Source organism: Methylobacterium sp. Leaf399, assembly GCF_001424525.1.
Classification (GTDB): domain Bacteria; phylum Pseudomonadota; class Alphaproteobacteria; order Rhizobiales; family Beijerinckiaceae; genus Methylobacterium.
Genome location: NZ_LMQK01000001.1, coordinates 733281 through 747635 on the forward strand (window position 1 = coordinate 733281; position 14355 = coordinate 747635).

Sequence of the window (14355 nt, forward strand, 5' to 3'; positions counted from 1 at the left end):
AGATTTTTTCTCCGACCGCAAGTTGATCGGCTGTGCAAGATTGCTAAATCAGCTTTGAGTAGGAGAAGAACAGAGACCATTCCCGGATGTATCGCTTTATTTCTGACTCGGTGATGCAATCGGGCATGATCTCTCGGTGTCGGGATAACGATCGATTTTGCCACCAATCTGATATGGTGGTGAGTGGGTGGTTACTCTGACCTACGCTGCCTTGGTCTGCTAAGGATCAATTGTGTTGAAAAACTCGGCGGCGCCCACTTCCACTCCATATAGCTCACCGCAGAGACAAATATATATCTCTCCGAAAAAGTTTTTTGGCATTGGTGCATGGATATTAGGCGACCTGTAAGAAATATCTTCTCTTCTGAGTTCCGTCGAGTGGACCGTTTCGACCACCTCCTGAGTTTTTCCAACGCAATCGGTCGGAAGCGGTCCTTTTCAAGGTCGAGCTGATTGGGTTTTGAACCTATAATCCCGCACCTACTCTCGGTCTTGGACGCTTGACGGGCTGCCCCGCTCCAGGCTCCTACCTTGCTTCTGCCCCTGCGCTGGCTCTCCTGCCCACCGTGAACGGGAACGAGCTGGACGCCCTGGAGCAAGTCGGGGCGGCCATCCTCACGGGTGCCGCCAAGTCGATCTGGTGGAACCTCCGTCTTCATCTTTGGTAAATCGGAGACCCGTAAGTCCGTCGAGAAGCTGGATAAGGAGCTGGGTGATCCGCGGGAAGATGGGTGCCGAGAAGCAGGCGCATGCGATGGGCCAGTTCGCGATGGGTTCGTTCTTCATGAGCATCGCCGCAATGCTCACCCACGCGGGGCACTTCACCGGGGGCGGGCAGCTGGCCCCTCAGTTCCGAAAGGACCTGATGGCCACTGGGTAGTAACCATACTCCTTCGGGAGCCCCCCTCACGGTCCACAAGTGGCTTTGGGTCCACGGCGCTGGTGGCATCGTGGACGCCGAGGTGCGCCGCATGATCGATGAGGCAGGGGCGGGACCGTTCGGCCCGCCCTCACCGAGACAGCGTGAGGTCGACCTCCAAGAGGTGACCATGAAGGACGGCCGGAATGCCTACGATGCCTTCCAGCATCTCGCCGGGCACCCACCCCGGGGGCCGAGCATGAAGGAGACCCTGGAGAAGATCATGGCGACCAGGGCCTACCAGAAGGCGCCCGACGAGGAGCGCAAGACGAAGGGCACCAAGGCGGCCATGCTGACGGGCACCGTGTCGAAGTACCGGGACGCGCCGTGGCGCCAGATGATGGCGGCACCGAAGGTGTGTGAGGCGGTCTCCCGGCAGAACATGAAGGCGCGGGGGGCGGTGGCCGGGAAGGACGGTGCGGGGGCTGGCGGGGGTGCCGGGGCCTCGGCGCTGGACCAACTGGGCAAGGCGTTCGGGCAAGGCTTAGGCAACTGAGGCCGTCGCAGAGATGCGTTGAGGAGGCCGGGGGTGGGCATTAGGTGCTCGCTCCCGGCCACGAGGCTGCTACCCGTCTCATGGCTCACACCACCCTCACCCGACTTCACGGTCACTTCGAGTATTGTGACACCGGCTTCCTGGTAGCGTCCTGGCGAAGGTGGCGAGGCGGATCGGGGTCTGATCGGTCACCTTGCAGCCACCGGCCGCTCCGGCCTGAAGTTGCCCGTGATTGCGAGCGGAGGCGCGTAGCGGCTCACAAGCGCGAGCGCTGCAATGTGCGAAGCACGCATATGCTCGTTATAAAAGCCTAACCGCAGCTCACTCGCAGCATCATATCCTACCGTATGCTTTGAGCACCTCGTAGCCGATTTGTCGGACCATTGCCGCACTTGGACCCACGCGGATTGGCAGAGTTCCATCCCACGTATTGAAGGTTCCCATAGGAGTTGTAATAGAGGCTCCCATCCCAAAAATCTCAACTCGTTGCAGCTCGTCAAGGATTTCTGGTAGCTCTGCGTCCAAATGAGCACCTAATTTATTGCGCATCATTAGAACTAGCTCGCGTCGAACCAAGCGTCGTCTTTGAGAGAACGGCACTTGCTCCTTGGGATCAAGAGGCACCATATCCATCGGGAGCCCTGGTTTTGCCGCCCCAGCTACCCAGATAGCGTCGCGGTTCCACCAGTCCGCAAACTTCAACTCCTTGGGCTCATAATTATTGTACATGATTTGTGGTATGAAATCGACGGCCGATCCCCTATTGTCGATACTCATTACTATAAGTTTATTCTGAGAACATAGATTTTCTGATACAATATCTACCGGAGTGGTTGTGAATTTCTGCTGAGCCCGTAAGCGGGCGGAAAATGAATTATCTGTCAATATTCTCGCTATTTCAGTTGCCATACTGAAAGCAATATATGGACGACCATTGTCGTAAATCTCGCATAGCTGCTGGAGCGTTGTGAGACCTTCGTTGATATGCCCATTGATAGCTTCGGCACTAAGACGGACTGACTTTCCCGCAACTTCTCTCGTTGCCATTCTCGGACTCCCACCACAGACCCCGCACCGCCTCCGGTGCCTCTATCCTAGCCAGCTCCTCCGCCAGCGCCTTCAACCCGAAGCCGCTCCCGTAGCCCCGCCCGACGCTGCCACCGCCACTGTGCCCCGTGAGGGCATCGTGCACCTCCTCCCCGAGCCGTGCGTCCCTCGCCATGCGCTTGAAACTGTGCCGGAAGGAGTGGAAGACCTTCGCCCGGGCCTCAATGCCGGCCTTCTCGCGGAGGTGCCGGGTGAACCACTTCGACCATGCACCCGCCGGCTGGACCTCGCGGCTCGCCTGAAGCCCCGGCCAGAGAGGACTTTCGGGCTCCGCGCCTGCATCGAGTAGGGACTGGCGGTAGCGAAGCAGGCCGATCCGCTCCAGCTCGGGGTGCACCGGGACCTTCCGGCGGGAGGAAACCGTCTTGATCGACCGGCCGCCCGCCGTGCCGATGTTGAAGAACCAGACCCCCGTCTCCGCATCCTGGGCCAAGTCCGCCACCCGGAGCTGGGCTAACTCGGCCTGTCGGGCGCCGGAGAGCAAGGCGAGAAGGGGGAGCCAGAAGGCCGCCTCCTTGCATCCGCCTACCGGCCGATCCCCGGCAGTGAAGACCCCCGTTGCGAAGAGGCGGCCCAGGTCAGCCTTGTCGAAGGGTTGGCGGCCCTCCTCGCCTCGCCCGTCCACCACCAGCTTGGCGCCTCTGCCGAAGGGGTTCCGGTAGCCCGCCACCGCGTCCAGCCGCCCGGCCGCCTCCTCATGGCTCACGATGGCGGCGAGGATGTTGAGGGACTTGTTGACAGTCACCGCCTGGACCGCTGGGAAGCCCTTCAGGTCGCGCTTGAGCAGCTCGCGTAGGGGAAGCGCCCGGAGGTCTCCAGCCAGCCGCGTTGGCGCCCTCGCGAGCGCATCCCGGAAGTCGCGAGCGATCTCCCGTGTGATGTCACCGAGGCGGATATCACCCTGCCACTCAGTGAAGCGGCGCACCGCGTGGCCGGCTTCGAGCAACGTCTTTGGGCTGGGCTGCCGGCTACCCTTTGCGCCACTCCCCTTGGTCCAAGCCTCCAGGGCCTCGGAGAGCTTCGGGCCCCGGCGGGCACTCGGTGCGGGGATGGTGACGATCTCGCCCTTCTGCCGCTCCAGCATCAGAGAGTAGGCCTTCACGTGGGCCTGGAGCACCGCAAGGCCTGCCTCGTGGTAGGCCTCGGAGGCAGGGTCTATCGGTATGTTTTTTCGGCGCAGGTAGTCGCGGCACTCCACATCGACGGCGCTGGTGTCTGAGCGTGAGAGGGCTTTGCGGTAGTCCGCAAGGAGCAGCTCGATGCCCTCTCCCATGGCGTGATGGTAGTCCTCCGGGATGCCTCTGCGGTCGAAGAGCACAGGGCCCAGCGCGGGCCAATGCTCCCGCTCCTCGCGCGTCTGGTGCTGCTTGCGTGCGTCTCCGTCCGACCGCTCCGCTGCGTCGTCAGCGAGCAACTCCACCAGCACATCGTGGGCGATCTCGTCGGCGGTGGGCATGAGCGGCAGCCGATTGCTCGGGCTCGGTGCCTCGCCACGCATCGCCCGCTCGGCTGCCTCGAAATCTGCCATGCAGTCCCGCAGCATGCGGGCGCCCGCTTTCTTGGCGGCGGCCGGCTGCTTCGTCCCAAGACTGCGCTTCCAGCTCCCCTTGCCGGTCCAGGGGGCGGGCATGAAGGGCCTGAGGGCCTCCGGGATGACCCGACGGAAGTAGTAGGTCCCCAGCCTATCCCGGATCAGGTACGACATCAGAGCCATCGCGTTTGTACCGCCCGTTTGTATGACTGGCGGCGCGTAAGCTACTGATATCGGCAGATTTTCAGCCCCGACAAGGGCTTAAAGAATGGTGGCGTCCCCGGCAGGTCTCGAACCTGCGACCCCAGGTTTCATCCCACTTCGGCTTCCGCCGCCGCTGCGGCAAGACGCAGCGTTCGTGGTCTGGACTATCCCTTCACCATGGGCCCGTCCGAAGAAGGCCTTTAGGTGCCGCCCGTCTAGTCTCTACACCTTCCGCGGAAAGCGCTGACGCGCATCCCTGGCTTGGCTCGGGATCGGCCGGGGCCCGCGAACGGGCCCGTGGGCGTTCCCCGAATTTGAGCGGATCCGCCGCGTGGTTTCCCGTCGCGACGCCCAATTTACGGTCTTAGGAAACCTGTGCTCTGTCCAGCTGAGCTACGGAGACTCACCGTGGGCAGCCATAGCACCAACCGCCCGCACGGCCAACCGCGGGATCGCGGCCGGGACAGCCGCTGCGGCCGTCGGGATACGCCGCATCATCGACCCTCGGGTTGTGACGATCCTGCCGCAGGGTGCCGGGAAAGGCGCCGCCCGGCCGCGCGGCCCTGGCCGATCGCACCGCAGCGGGCCAGGATGGCGACGGGCGGATCGGAGGGCGGGCGGTTGCGTGGGAAGGTCGGCCCGGTCCTCGCATGGCTCGCTGCGACCGCCGTCGCCCCCGCTGCGGCCGCACCCCGGCCGGTGCCCGAATGCCGGACCGCCCCGGTGCGGAGCGACCGGCTGACGGACTTGGGCGCACGCGGCGAACTCGTCCTCGCGTCCGGCACCCGCGCCGTGCTCTCGGGCCTGAACTGGCCGGAGGAGGCGGGCGCGGCGACGGCCTGGCTGCTGGGCAAACGTGACAAGGCGCTCGCCCTCACCGCGCGGGGCGAGCCGGACCGCTGGGGCCGCATCCGGGTCGATGCGGTCGTCGAGGGCGAGGCGGTGGATCTGGCCGGTGGCCTCGTGGCGGACGGCCTCGCCATGGTCGATGCCGGCGAGGGCGATTCCCTGTGCCGGCCGGGCCTGCTCGCCCTGGAGGAGACCGCGCGCCGAGGCGGCCTCGGCCTGTGGCGGACGGCCTCGCCCGAGGCGCGGGACGGGGCCGGCCTGCGCGCCAGGGCCGACCGGTTCGTGGTGGCGCAGGGGCGCCTCGTGAGCGTCGGGGAGCGGGCGACGCGCACCTATCTCGACTTCGTGCCGCGGGGGCAGGACGGGCTCACGGTCACCGTGTCGAAACGCACTTGGCGCCGGTTGCAGGAACGTGGTTTGAGTGCGGCGAGCCTGAGGGGGCGCCTCGTCCGGGTGCGCGGGATCGTCACGATCGGCCGCGGGCCGGTCATCGACCTCGCGAGCGCGGACATGATCGAGGTTCTGGACGAGGAGCGGGCGCTTCGGCGCTGACGAACGGCATGCAGGGGTCCGCATCTTTCGCCATTCGCGCGCGGCATCCCCGGGCGCGCGCAGACCGGTCGCGCGCGGGCTGGGTGTCCGCGCTGGCGCTGCTGTGCCTGTCGGCCTGCGCCGGCGACCAGGCCAGCGCGGTCCTCACCCCCATCGCGATCCCCCCCGAGGCGCCGCGGGTGACGGGCCGGGAGCGCACCGCCCCGGACGCCGACCACACTCAGCTCGTCGCCTCCTTCGGCGGCGAATACCGGGCGCCCGTCACCCAGCGCGCGGTCGGCGAGATCACCGACCGGCTGGTGCGCGCCACCGAGCGGCCCGACGAGACCTACGCCGTCACCCTGCTCGATTCGGCGGTGATCAACGCCTTCGCCCTGCCGAGCGGCCGGCTCTACGTCACCCGCGGCCTGCTGGCGCTGGCCACCGATACCTCCGAACTCGCCGCGGTGCTCGCCCACGAGATCGCCCACGTCACCCTGCGCCATGCGAGCGCGCGGAGCGAACTGGCGCTGCGCTCGCAACTCGTGAGCAAGGTCGTGGCCGACGTGCTCAACGACCCCGAGACCGGCGCCCAGATCCAGAGCCAGTCGCGCTTCGCGCTGGCCCGGTTCTCCCGCGACCAGGAGCTCGAGGCCGACCGCATCGGCGTGCGCACCCTGGCGCGGGCCGGCTACGACCCCTTCGCGGCCGGGCGCTTCCTGACGGCCCTGAGCCGGACCACCGCCATGAAGACCGGCACCGGGGTCGCGGGGGAGCCCGACATGCTCGCCACCCACCCGGGCACCGCCGAGCGCATCACCCTCGTCACCCGCGCCGCCCGGCTGATCGGGGCGCCGGGCCTCGGGGTCGACGAGCGCGCCCGCTACCTCGCGGCCATCGACGGCATCGCCTACGGCGACAACCCCACCGATGGGGCGGTGCGGGCCAAGCGGTTCCTGCACCCCAACCTCGGCATCGCCTTCGACGTGCCCGACGGTTTCTCCGTCGACAACACCCGCAGCGCGGTGCTGGGCACCACCAACGAAGGCAGCCGCCGGCTCCTGTTCGACCAGGTCGACACCACGATCGGCCAGGGCCTCGACGAGGTGCTCAAGGCGACCTGGAACGACGGGCTCGAGGGCAGCGAGAACCGGATCGTGGCCGGCAACCCGGCGGTCACCGCGGTCTCGCGCGGCAAGGAGTGGACCTTCCGCCTGGCGGCGATCCGGGTCGGCGAGCGCACCTTCCGCATGATCATGGCGGCCAAGGGCGCCACCGACCCCGATCCGGCCTTCCGCCGCTGGATCGAGAGCCTCGCCCCGGTGAGTGCGGCCGAGACGCAGTCGCTGCGCCCCTCGCGCATCCAGGTGGTCACGGCCGCCCCCGGCGAGACCGCCGAGGTGCTGTCCCGGCGCATGGCGGTGCAGGACCGGGCGCTGGACCGGTTCCTCGTCCTCAACGGCCTCGAACGGGGTGCCGGCCTGAGGCCGGGCCAGGGCTACAAGCTCGTGGTGGAATGAGGGCTTGCCGCTCGGACGAGCGGCAAGCCGTATCACACCGCCCGCAGGCCCTGGCCTCCGGGGCCGGCCTGAGGCCGCGTCCGCGCGCGGAACCGGGTCCGGACCGCCCTGGCCGCCTGCTCGACGCTGGGGAAGACGGTGCCGTCGAGGGGGTCGAAGTCCCGGCGCGACGAGAAGAAGCGCACGCCGCCGTGCTCGGGCACGGCGATGCCGGCGGTGACCTCGCCGATCTCGATCACGCGGGTGGGGGCCGGCTCGCGGTGCAGCCGGTTGCCGGCGCGGCCGGCGAGATGGTCGACGAAGGGATCGTCGAGGTGAGGGGCCAAGCCGGGGTTGGACCGGGACGGGGCGAAGGCGAACTGAAGCTGAGGCATGACGAAAACTGCTCTTCGATGAGAGCCGACTGTCGCGTCGGACCGGGGCGGGGAACGGGTTCGGCGGTGGCGGCGTCGATCAGCGTCGACAGCAGCCCTGCGAACGGCCCCGGCCACGGGACAGTCTCGGTCTGGGGAAGGAGGAAGCCACGGCAAGTCATCCTTTATCCGACAAGGACCACGAGCGGTCTTAAGCCTCGTGATGCTTTAGCGTTTGGTGACGCGGCGCAAGCGATCCACTTCAAATCACCGCGGTGGCCGTAAGGCAAGACTGATGTCTTGCCTGTCAGACCACGCAGCAAAGATGCGTTGCGGAGCCTTGTCCGTCAACGGAGCGATCTTTCGTATTTCACGTGAAACAGGGCAGGACCGCCCCCGTTCGGGCCCCGCGGCGACCCCTTCGTTCGGCGGCGGCGGTTTTCGGCCTTCCCGCGCGGCTACAGGCCGGCGTCCTGCGTCTGGCGGAAGACCTGCCCGTGGGCGCAGTAGCCCTCGACGATCTCGCGCATCAGCGCGCGCTTGCCCGCGTCGAGGGGCGCGAGGATGCGGGCGGGGCGGCCGCCCCAGAGGTGGCCGCCATCGAGGAGCTGGCCCGGGTCGGTGGTGGCGCCGCCGGCCAGCATCACGTCGTCGGCGATCACCGTGCCCGGGGCCACGACGCAGCCGATCCCGATGAGGCTGCGCGCCCCGATCCGGCAATCGGCCAGGCGCACGTTGTGGGCGATGGTGGTGTCGCGCCCGATCACGATGCCCTCGCCCCGGCTGCGCAGGACGCTGTTGTCCTGGATGTTGGTGTCGGCCCCCACCACGATCGGCCCGACCTCGGCGTCGAGCAGGCAGGAGAACAGCACGCTCGATCCCGCGCCGAGCGCGATGCGGCCGCGCAGGCGGGCGGTGCGGGCGACGAAGACGCTGTCCTCCACCTCCGGCGTATCGCCCTGCGGCGGCGCGGGCGTCTCGCCCGAGGCCTCGCGCAGGCGCTCGGCCCGCTCGGCGAGTTCGGGGGCGTCGATCGGGCGGATCGGCTTGGCCGGGCTGCCGCCGTAGACGAAACCGGCGGGCAGGCGCGCGCGCGGAAACACCGTGGCACCCGCCTCGATCACGACGCCGTCCTCCACCACCGCCCCGTCGAGGACGATGACGTCGTCCTCGATCACCACGTCCGAGCCCACCGTGCAGGCATGGACCACGGCGTTGCGGCCCACCGTCACCCGGTCGCCGACCGTGGTCCCGAGGGTCTTGGTGGCGATGTGGACGGTGGAGCGGTGGCCGAGCCAGAACCGGTCGCCGAGCACCACGGTCTGGCCGTCGGCGCGGATGACGCTGTCGTCCCCTAGCCAGGCCTGCGCCCCGAGGGTGGCCATGCCGATGACGGTGCTGGCACGGCCGCACCACACCGGTCGCGCGGAAAACACCGGCCGGACGCCGTCGTGGGGCAGGATCAGGTCTGGGCTCACGCGAGCGTTTCCTCGAAAAGGCCGATCGGCCGGGACCTGCCGGGTGCCGCAGCGTGAATTCGCCGCTCCGGTCTGACAAGCCATGGAGGGCAGGGTATGTCCCGTCGATGCCGGGTAAAATCGGCCCCTTGCCGAAAATGGCAAGTTCGCAAGCCCGGATTTCGTGAGCCCGGATTGCGCGAGCCCGTCTTTCGACACGCACGAGGTCCGCCGTGACGACGTCCCCGGTCAGCATCCAGAGCGCCCCCTTCGACACCGCCGCCGAGATCGCGGCCCTGTCGGACGCCCTCCACGGGCGGGTCGGGGCCATCGTCACCTTCAGCGGCCTGTGCCGGGACGAGGGCGGGCGCCTCACGGCGCTGGAACTCGAGCATTACCCCGGCATGGCCGAGGCCGAGATCGGGCGGGTGGTGGAGGAGGCGCGCGCGCGCTGGCCCCTCGACGGGGTGCGCGTCGTCCACCGCCACGGGCTCGTAACCCCCGGCGACGGCATCGTGCTGGTGGTGACGGCCTCGTCCCACCGCATCGCCGCCTTCGAGGCGGCGAGTTTCCTGATGGACTACCTCAAGACCCGCGCGCCGTTCTGGAAGCGCGAGCACCTCGCCGACGGCACCACCGGCGGCTGGGTCGAGGCGACCCGGGCCGACGACGACGCGGCCGGGCGCTGGGCTTGAGACGATGCGCGCCGGCGAGCAAACGCGTCATCCTGCCGGGGCTTTCGGGGTCGCGCAGGTTCTCGATGCAAGACCGGTGACCACGTCTGCTCCGGTCAAAACCCGATCCGCTTGCCTGTTCGAGGGGCTGCTTACGACCCTGAGCGGAAGCTCTTCCTCCACTGGTTCAGGGGGGCGCATCGGCATAGCTCTGCGCGGACGGCGGGTAATTGATTTGCTGTTCTTCGCCTCGCCAGATGCCCCAAAACACGGGGCGCTTTCCAAGACGATGGATAATCTTGCCTGCAATATAAAAAGGATACCCTACATTATTTGCATCTGGACCATTGTCACAACTTCCGCCGCCGCGATTACCAATGATGATAAACTCCGACACGCCGTCGAAGCCTTTTAATGTCGAAATGACCTTTGCCTCCGAATAAACGTGATTGTAGTATCGCTCTATTTTGATATGAGCGATATCTGTGACGTGTTCGATATTTTTTGGTGGTTCATTGAGCAACACCCTTGTTCCCCCGTCATTGTTGAAACAAGCCTCTGCGGGACCGAGCGGATTGCAGATTGCCACGAAGGCAAGGCTTCCAGCGAGGAATAGCTTTGTTGGCATGTCCGATCCTAAAGGAGAGCACTCCAAGTAGGGCTTATAGTAGCGCCACCCGCTTGGGTCCGCTTCCCACCCTGAGCAGCCCTTCGCGTGGTCGAGCGGCTCGGGTTCCGACCCCCAGACCTGCCGAGGGTTCGTCCGCCAGCGCCGCCCGCGCACCACAGGCGGGGCGAGCGTCGTGTGCGATCCCCTATGCGTCCCGAGCGGTCGCCTGCGTGTCGGGAGCGGGCGCCTCGGGGGCGCGTCTGCCGATCCGGCGCAGCATCCGGCGGCTTTCGCGCAGGCGGTCGAACAGGGCCGGGTGGCGCTGGAGGGTGGCCTTGGCGCCGCGCAAGGCCCGCTCGGCGGCCAGGATGGCGTGGCCGCGCAGGCTGCGGGCGTGGGCGACCTCCATGAGGTCGTGGGCCACGGGCCGGAAGCCGTTCTTGTAGGGCAGGTCGCCGATGGTGAAGTCGAGGTAGGTCAGGCCCTGGCGGCGGGCCCAGACCATGATCTCGGCCACGATCAGGATGCCCGGCGAGCAGCCCTTCCAAGGTTCGCCGGCCATGGCCAGGATGATGCCGTGGAAGGCGCCGTGGTGGCACAGGCCGTAGGCGGTGGCGATCCATTCGCCGCCGACCGCGATGCCGAAGACGCGCACGAGGCCGTCCGGGCCGCCGTTGAGCGCGGCCGCGCGGTAGAAATCCACCACCTCGGGCCGGTCGAGGAGGTCGAACCGGCCGAGCTCGCGAAACCGGTCGCGGCGCTGGCGCAGGAGGGCCTCGAACAGGTCGGTCACCTCCGCCTCGGTGCGGGCCTCCACGAAGCGGGCCTCGCCGATGGCGGCCAGGCGCTTGCGCCGCTTCTCGATGTCCTTGGCCATCGACTTGCTGCAGACGCGCTTGATCAGCGTCTCGGGGTCGCCCTCGATGACGAGCCCGGAGGCGCGCATGGGGATGACCTGCGCCTCGGGCAGGAGGGCCAGGGGGTTGGGGGTGCCGAAGATCGATTGCGTGATGCGGGTGATCCGCACGAGGTCGGCCTTCGGCAGCACGGCGCGCACCGCCTCCCAGGCCAGCACCGCCTCGGCGGGGGACAGCACGACGCCCGGCGCCATGACCGGCGCGGCGTAGTCGCAGACGCCCAGATCGAGCCACTGGATGGTGGTGGTGCCGCGCTTGCGCAGGCGCGCGAGCGGCAGGAGCATCACCGGGCGGCCGCTCTCGGCCTCGTCGACCTGGACGATGAGCGGGGTTGCGCCCGAGCCCGGCACGAGCTTGTCCACCACCGCCTCGGCCCATTCGAGGCGCTGGTAGGCGGTGCAGGCGCCCTCCGCCTGCAGCCTGCGCCAGAGCGGCGCCGCCGCCGCGAGGTCCGGGTGGAGGCGGGCGCGGTAGGCGGGCGCCGCCGCGCCGCGGGGCGCCGCCGCGGTGGGGTCGCCGGCGGCGAGGGTCGCGCCCGGCCCGGCGGGGATGGGGCCGTCGGCCGCCTGGACGTCGAAGGTCATCGCCATGAGGGTGCGGTCGCCGGATGGAGGGGCCCGTCCCCGGAACGGACGGGAGGGAGGGCAGCGGCCGACAGGATCGCCCGCCGGCAGTAGAGGAGGACCACCAGTTCCGAGGCGACGACGCCCAGCAGCGACCAGGCCGGGGTCGCCAGCCACAGCAGCAGGCCGACGAGGCCGATGCCGAAGGCGGCGCTGGCCAGCGCCACACGGGCCAGCGCCCGGAACTCGCCGCGGGTCTCGAGCAGGGTCTTGGGCCCGACGTAGAGCATGGTCGCCGTCACCGTCGCCCAGACCAGGAGCGCGATCAGGCCGAGCGGCTCGCCCGAGAACCGCCCGGCGAACAGTTGGCTCTCGATGAGCCGCAGGGTCGCGGCCAGGAAGACGCCGTAGCCGAGGCAGCCGGCCAGCAGCAGGCCGGTGGAGAGGGCCATGAGGTGGCGCAGGCGGGCGCCGTCGCCCCGGGCGAGGCTGGCGGCCATCTCCGGCTGCATCAGGTTGACGACGACGGAGGCCGAGAGCCGCAGGGGCGAGAACAGCACCAGGGTCGCGGCGATGGGGGCATAGGCCGCCGGCCCGGCGAGCAGGGCGACGAGGAGGGTCTGGCCCTGCGCCTGGATATTGGCGGTGGCGACCCCCGCCACCGACCAGGCGAGGGAGCGCCACAGGCCGCGGTAGCGCCGCAGCACGTGGCGCCCGAGGCTGATGCGGACCGGCTCGCGGAAGGCGGCGAGGCCCGCGAGGATGGCGATGCCGTGGGCGGCGGCCAGCACCGCGAGGCTGCCGGGCAGGACGAGGTCGGCGCGCCCGCCGGCGAGAAGGCAGGCGAGCAGCACCGTCCCGGTCCCGGCGAAGGTGGCGTCGCTGATGCCGGCGATGCCGGGCCGGCGGCAGGCGAACAGCATGTTGCGCAGGTAGCTGCGCAGGCACCACAGCCCGACGAAGGCCCCGCCCGCCGCCGCGGTGGCGGCCCCGAGGGGAATCGCCAGGACGAGGGCGGTGCCGAGCCCCATGGCCAGGGACAGCAGGGCCGCGCCGGAGCCGAAGGTGACGGCCTGGGCCCGCATCGCCCGGGCGCCGCGGGCCTGCGGGATGAAGACGCTCGCCGGCATGCCGGCCACCGCCCGCACGAAGGTGAGCGCGATGCCGCCGATCAGGAAGACGATGGCGAACAGCCCGTAGTCGTGCGGGACCAGGGCATGGACCAGGGCGATGTTGAGGCCGAAGTGAAAGACGCTCTGGAGCACCTCGCCCCCGAGCATCAGGACGAAGCGGCGCCCGAGCCGGACGAGGTCGCGCCGGCCGCCGGGTTCGGCGGCGGCACCCGCGAGGGAGGCGGTGTGTTGGCGGATCATGGCAAACGGATCATGGCAGGCGCATCATGGATGGACCACCGCCGGGGCGGCCGCGCGGGGCTTGCGTGCGAGGCGGGGGGCGAGCATGGCGGAAAAGGCCCGGCCCACCGCCGCCTCGCTGAACAGGGTCTCGAAGCGCCGGCGGGCGGCGGGCGCACGGGCGGCGAGCGACCCCGGGTCGGCGACGATCGCCGCCAGGGCGGCACTGAGCGCGGCGGCATCGTCGGGGGGCACGGTCCAGCCGGTGCGCCCGGCCTCCACCACCTCGACGAGGCCGCCGATGGCCGAGACCACGGGCGGGCGCCCGTAGGCCATCGCCTCGATCGCCACCCGGCCGAGCGATTCGGGCAGGCGCGAGGGCACGACGACGACATCGGCCCAGCGGTAGTGGGGCGCCGGGTTGGGGTCGAACGGGCGCAGGGTGATGCGCCCGTCCATGCCGGAGTCACCGATGCGGGCGGCGAGCGCCGCCTCGCGGGCGGCGTCCTCGAAGGCGCTGCCGACGATCCTGAGTTCGATCCGCGCCCGCACAGCCGGCGGCAGGGCCGCGATGGCGTCGAGCAGCACCTCCTGGCCCTTGATGCGGCTGATGCGGCCGAGCATCAAGAGGCGCAGGGGCCGGGTGCCGTCGTAGGTGACCGGCTCGGGCGCGGCCGGGCCGGCGATGCCGTTGTAGATCACGCGGGTGTCGGCGCAGGCCGGCAGGGCGAAGGCCGCCCGCGTCGCCTGCGAGTTGAACACCACCTCGGCCCCGCTCCAGCGCACGAGCAGGCGCAGGACCTTGCGCACCAGCCCCTCGGGGATCTCGTGGACGTGCAGGATGGTGCGGCCGGGAAACAGCCGCGCGGCGATCAGGTAGTCGGCCACCACCGTGGTGTTGACGTAGACGAGATCGCAGGTCGCCAGCCGCCGGGCGGCCCTGGCCAGCGCCAGGGGCAGGCGCAGCAGGCCGAGGGTGGCCAGACGCGCCAGGCCGCGCCGGCGCAGGATCCACAGCGGCTCGTACAGGATCTCGTCGGCCAGGCCCTGCAACAGGTCGAGGATCGGGCCGGGCCGGGGCAGGACGACGGTGAGGCGCGCATCGGGGGCCAGCGCCCGGATCGTGCGGACGCTCTCGGCGAAACACCGGTCCGAGCCGTAGAGTTCGTAGCCCTGATGGATGCAGGCGATGTGCATCGGTGTCCCCGTGGCCCCGTCCGGAGCGGATGCGGGGCTCGAATTCTCTACCCGACAGGTCGTGAGCAAATCGTA

The 14355-nt window shown here is 69.0% G+C and carries 13 protein-coding genes and 1 tRNA gene; 5 read left to right on the top strand and 9 right to left on the bottom strand.

Features of this window, described 5'->3' with window-relative positions; translation table 11 throughout:
• The first annotated feature begins 727 nt into the window (after positions 1–727).
• Together ASG40_RS20975 and ASG40_RS03360 are read left to right on the top strand one after the other, a co-directional pair.
• The gene (locus ASG40_RS20975) at positions 728–880 is read left to right on the top strand and encodes a hypothetical protein (RefSeq protein WP_156387528.1); all 153 of its coding nucleotides are present in this window, start codon (positions 728–730) and stop codon (positions 878–880) included.
• A 91-nt stretch (positions 881–971) separates the two neighbouring features.
• A complete protein-coding gene (locus ASG40_RS03360) occupies positions 972–1415 on the top strand; it encodes a hypothetical protein (RefSeq protein WP_055880393.1) in 444 nt (147 codons plus the stop codon).
• Between the two features lie 333 nt (positions 1416–1748).
• Here ASG40_RS03360 and ASG40_RS20980 read toward each other — a convergent pair whose 3' ends face one another.
• The 3 genes from ASG40_RS20980 to ASG40_RS20985 all read right to left on the bottom strand — a co-directional run bounded on the left by ASG40_RS20980 (position 1749) and on the right by ASG40_RS20985 (position 4402).
• The gene (locus ASG40_RS20980; RefSeq protein ID WP_156387529.1) at positions 1749–2462 is read right to left on the bottom strand and encodes a hypothetical protein; all 714 of its coding nucleotides are present in this window, start codon (positions 2460–2462) and stop codon (positions 1749–1751) included.
• Positions 2422–4227: a site-specific integrase gene (locus tag ASG40_RS03365; protein WP_055880397.1), complete on the bottom strand. Its 1806-nt coding sequence runs from the start codon at positions 4225–4227 to the stop codon at positions 2422–2424. Before ASG40_RS03365 ends, ASG40_RS20980 begins: the two co-directional genes overlap by 41 nt.
• Before the next feature lie 98 nt (positions 4228–4325).
• Positions 4326–4402, bottom strand: a tRNA-OTHER gene (locus ASG40_RS20985).
• Positions 4403–4848: 446 nt separating this feature from the next.
• On the opposite strand from ASG40_RS20985, the gene ASG40_RS03370 reads away from it, so the two are divergent.
• Positions 4849–5658, top strand: coding sequence for a thermonuclease family protein (locus tag ASG40_RS03370; protein ID WP_055880402.1), 810 nt, complete (start codon positions 4849–4851; stop codon positions 5656–5658).
• An 8-nt stretch (positions 5659–5666) separates the two neighbouring features.
• Positions 5667–7157, top strand: a complete 1491-nt coding sequence (locus tag ASG40_RS03375; protein WP_055880406.1) for a M48 family metalloprotease — start codon at positions 5667–5669, stop codon at positions 7155–7157.
• Positions 7158–7189: 32 nt separating this feature from the next.
• Here ASG40_RS03375 and ASG40_RS03380 read toward each other — a convergent pair whose 3' ends face one another.
• Complete coding sequence (locus tag ASG40_RS03380) at positions 7190–7531, bottom strand: hypothetical protein (protein ID WP_244480509.1); 342 nt, start codon at positions 7529–7531, stop codon at positions 7190–7192.
• 437 nt (positions 7532–7968) lie between these two features.
• Entirely contained in the window at positions 7969–8988 is a 1020-nt protein-coding gene (locus tag ASG40_RS03385; protein ID WP_055880410.1) for a gamma carbonic anhydrase family protein, read from the bottom strand.
• 212 nt (positions 8989–9200) lie between these two features.
• Between ASG40_RS03385 and ASG40_RS03390 the strand changes: the two genes are divergently transcribed.
• Positions 9201–9662, top strand: coding sequence for a molybdenum cofactor biosynthesis protein MoaE (locus ASG40_RS03390; protein ID WP_055880414.1), 462 nt, complete (start codon positions 9201–9203; stop codon positions 9660–9662).
• Positions 9663–9828: 166 nt separating this feature from the next.
• Here ASG40_RS03390 and ASG40_RS20990 read toward each other — a convergent pair whose 3' ends face one another.
• The 4 genes from ASG40_RS20990 to ASG40_RS03405 form a co-directional block, all read right to left on the bottom strand.
• On the bottom strand, positions 9829–10269 hold the full coding sequence (locus ASG40_RS20990) for a hypothetical protein (protein WP_156387530.1): 441 nt from the start codon (positions 10267–10269) through the stop codon (positions 9829–9831).
• Between the two features lie 187 nt (positions 10270–10456).
• Entirely contained in the window at positions 10457–11758 is a 1302-nt protein-coding gene (locus tag ASG40_RS03395) for a GNAT family N-acetyltransferase (RefSeq protein ID WP_244480510.1), read from the bottom strand.
• The gene (locus tag ASG40_RS03400) at positions 11749–13104 is read right to left on the bottom strand and encodes a hypothetical protein (protein ID WP_156387531.1); all 1356 of its coding nucleotides are present in this window, start codon (positions 13102–13104) and stop codon (positions 11749–11751) included. Before ASG40_RS03400 ends, ASG40_RS03395 begins: the two co-directional genes overlap by 10 nt.
• A gap of 24 nt (positions 13105–13128) precedes the next feature.
• On the bottom strand, positions 13129–14280 hold the full coding sequence (locus ASG40_RS03405) for a glycosyltransferase (RefSeq protein WP_055880417.1): 1152 nt from the start codon (positions 14278–14280) through the stop codon (positions 13129–13131).
• Positions 14281–14355: the final 75 nt, after the last annotated feature.

Excerpts from the sequence above, each read along its gene's own strand:
- ASG40_RS03400 (WP_156387531.1), bottom strand. The coding sequence starts at position 13,104 with ATGATCCGCCAACACACCGCCTCCCTCGCGGGTGCCGCCGCCGAACCC.
- ASG40_RS03360 (WP_055880393.1), top strand. The coding sequence starts at position 972 with ATGATCGATGAGGCAGGGGCGGGACCGTTCGGCCCGCCCTCACCGAGA.
- ASG40_RS20975 (WP_156387528.1), top strand. The coding sequence starts at position 728 with ATGGGTGCCGAGAAGCAGGCGCATGCGATGGGCCAGTTCGCGATGGGT.
- ASG40_RS03380 (WP_244480509.1), bottom strand. The coding sequence starts at position 7,531 with ATGCCTCAGCTTCAGTTCGCCTTCGCCCCGTCCCGGTCCAACCCCGGC.
- ASG40_RS03365 (WP_055880397.1), bottom strand. The coding sequence starts at position 4,227 with ATGTCGTACCTGATCCGGGATAGGCTGGGGACCTACTACTTCCGTCGG.
- ASG40_RS03370 (WP_055880402.1), top strand. The coding sequence starts at position 4,849 with ATGGCGACGGGCGGATCGGAGGGCGGGCGGTTGCGTGGGAAGGTCGGC.
- ASG40_RS20990 (WP_156387530.1), bottom strand. The coding sequence starts at position 10,269 with ATGCCAACAAAGCTATTCCTCGCTGGAAGCCTTGCCTTCGTGGCAATC.
- ASG40_RS03405 (WP_055880417.1), bottom strand. The coding sequence starts at position 14,280 with ATGCACATCGCCTGCATCCATCAGGGCTACGAACTCTACGGCTCGGAC.
- ASG40_RS03375 (WP_055880406.1), top strand. The coding sequence starts at position 5,667 with ATGCAGGGGTCCGCATCTTTCGCCATTCGCGCGCGGCATCCCCGGGCG.
- ASG40_RS03395 (WP_244480510.1), bottom strand. The coding sequence starts at position 11,758 with ATGGCGATGACCTTCGACGTCCAGGCGGCCGACGGCCCCATCCCCGCC.
- ASG40_RS20980 (WP_156387529.1), bottom strand. The coding sequence starts at position 2,462 with ATGGCAACGAGAGAAGTTGCGGGAAAGTCAGTCCGTCTTAGTGCCGAA.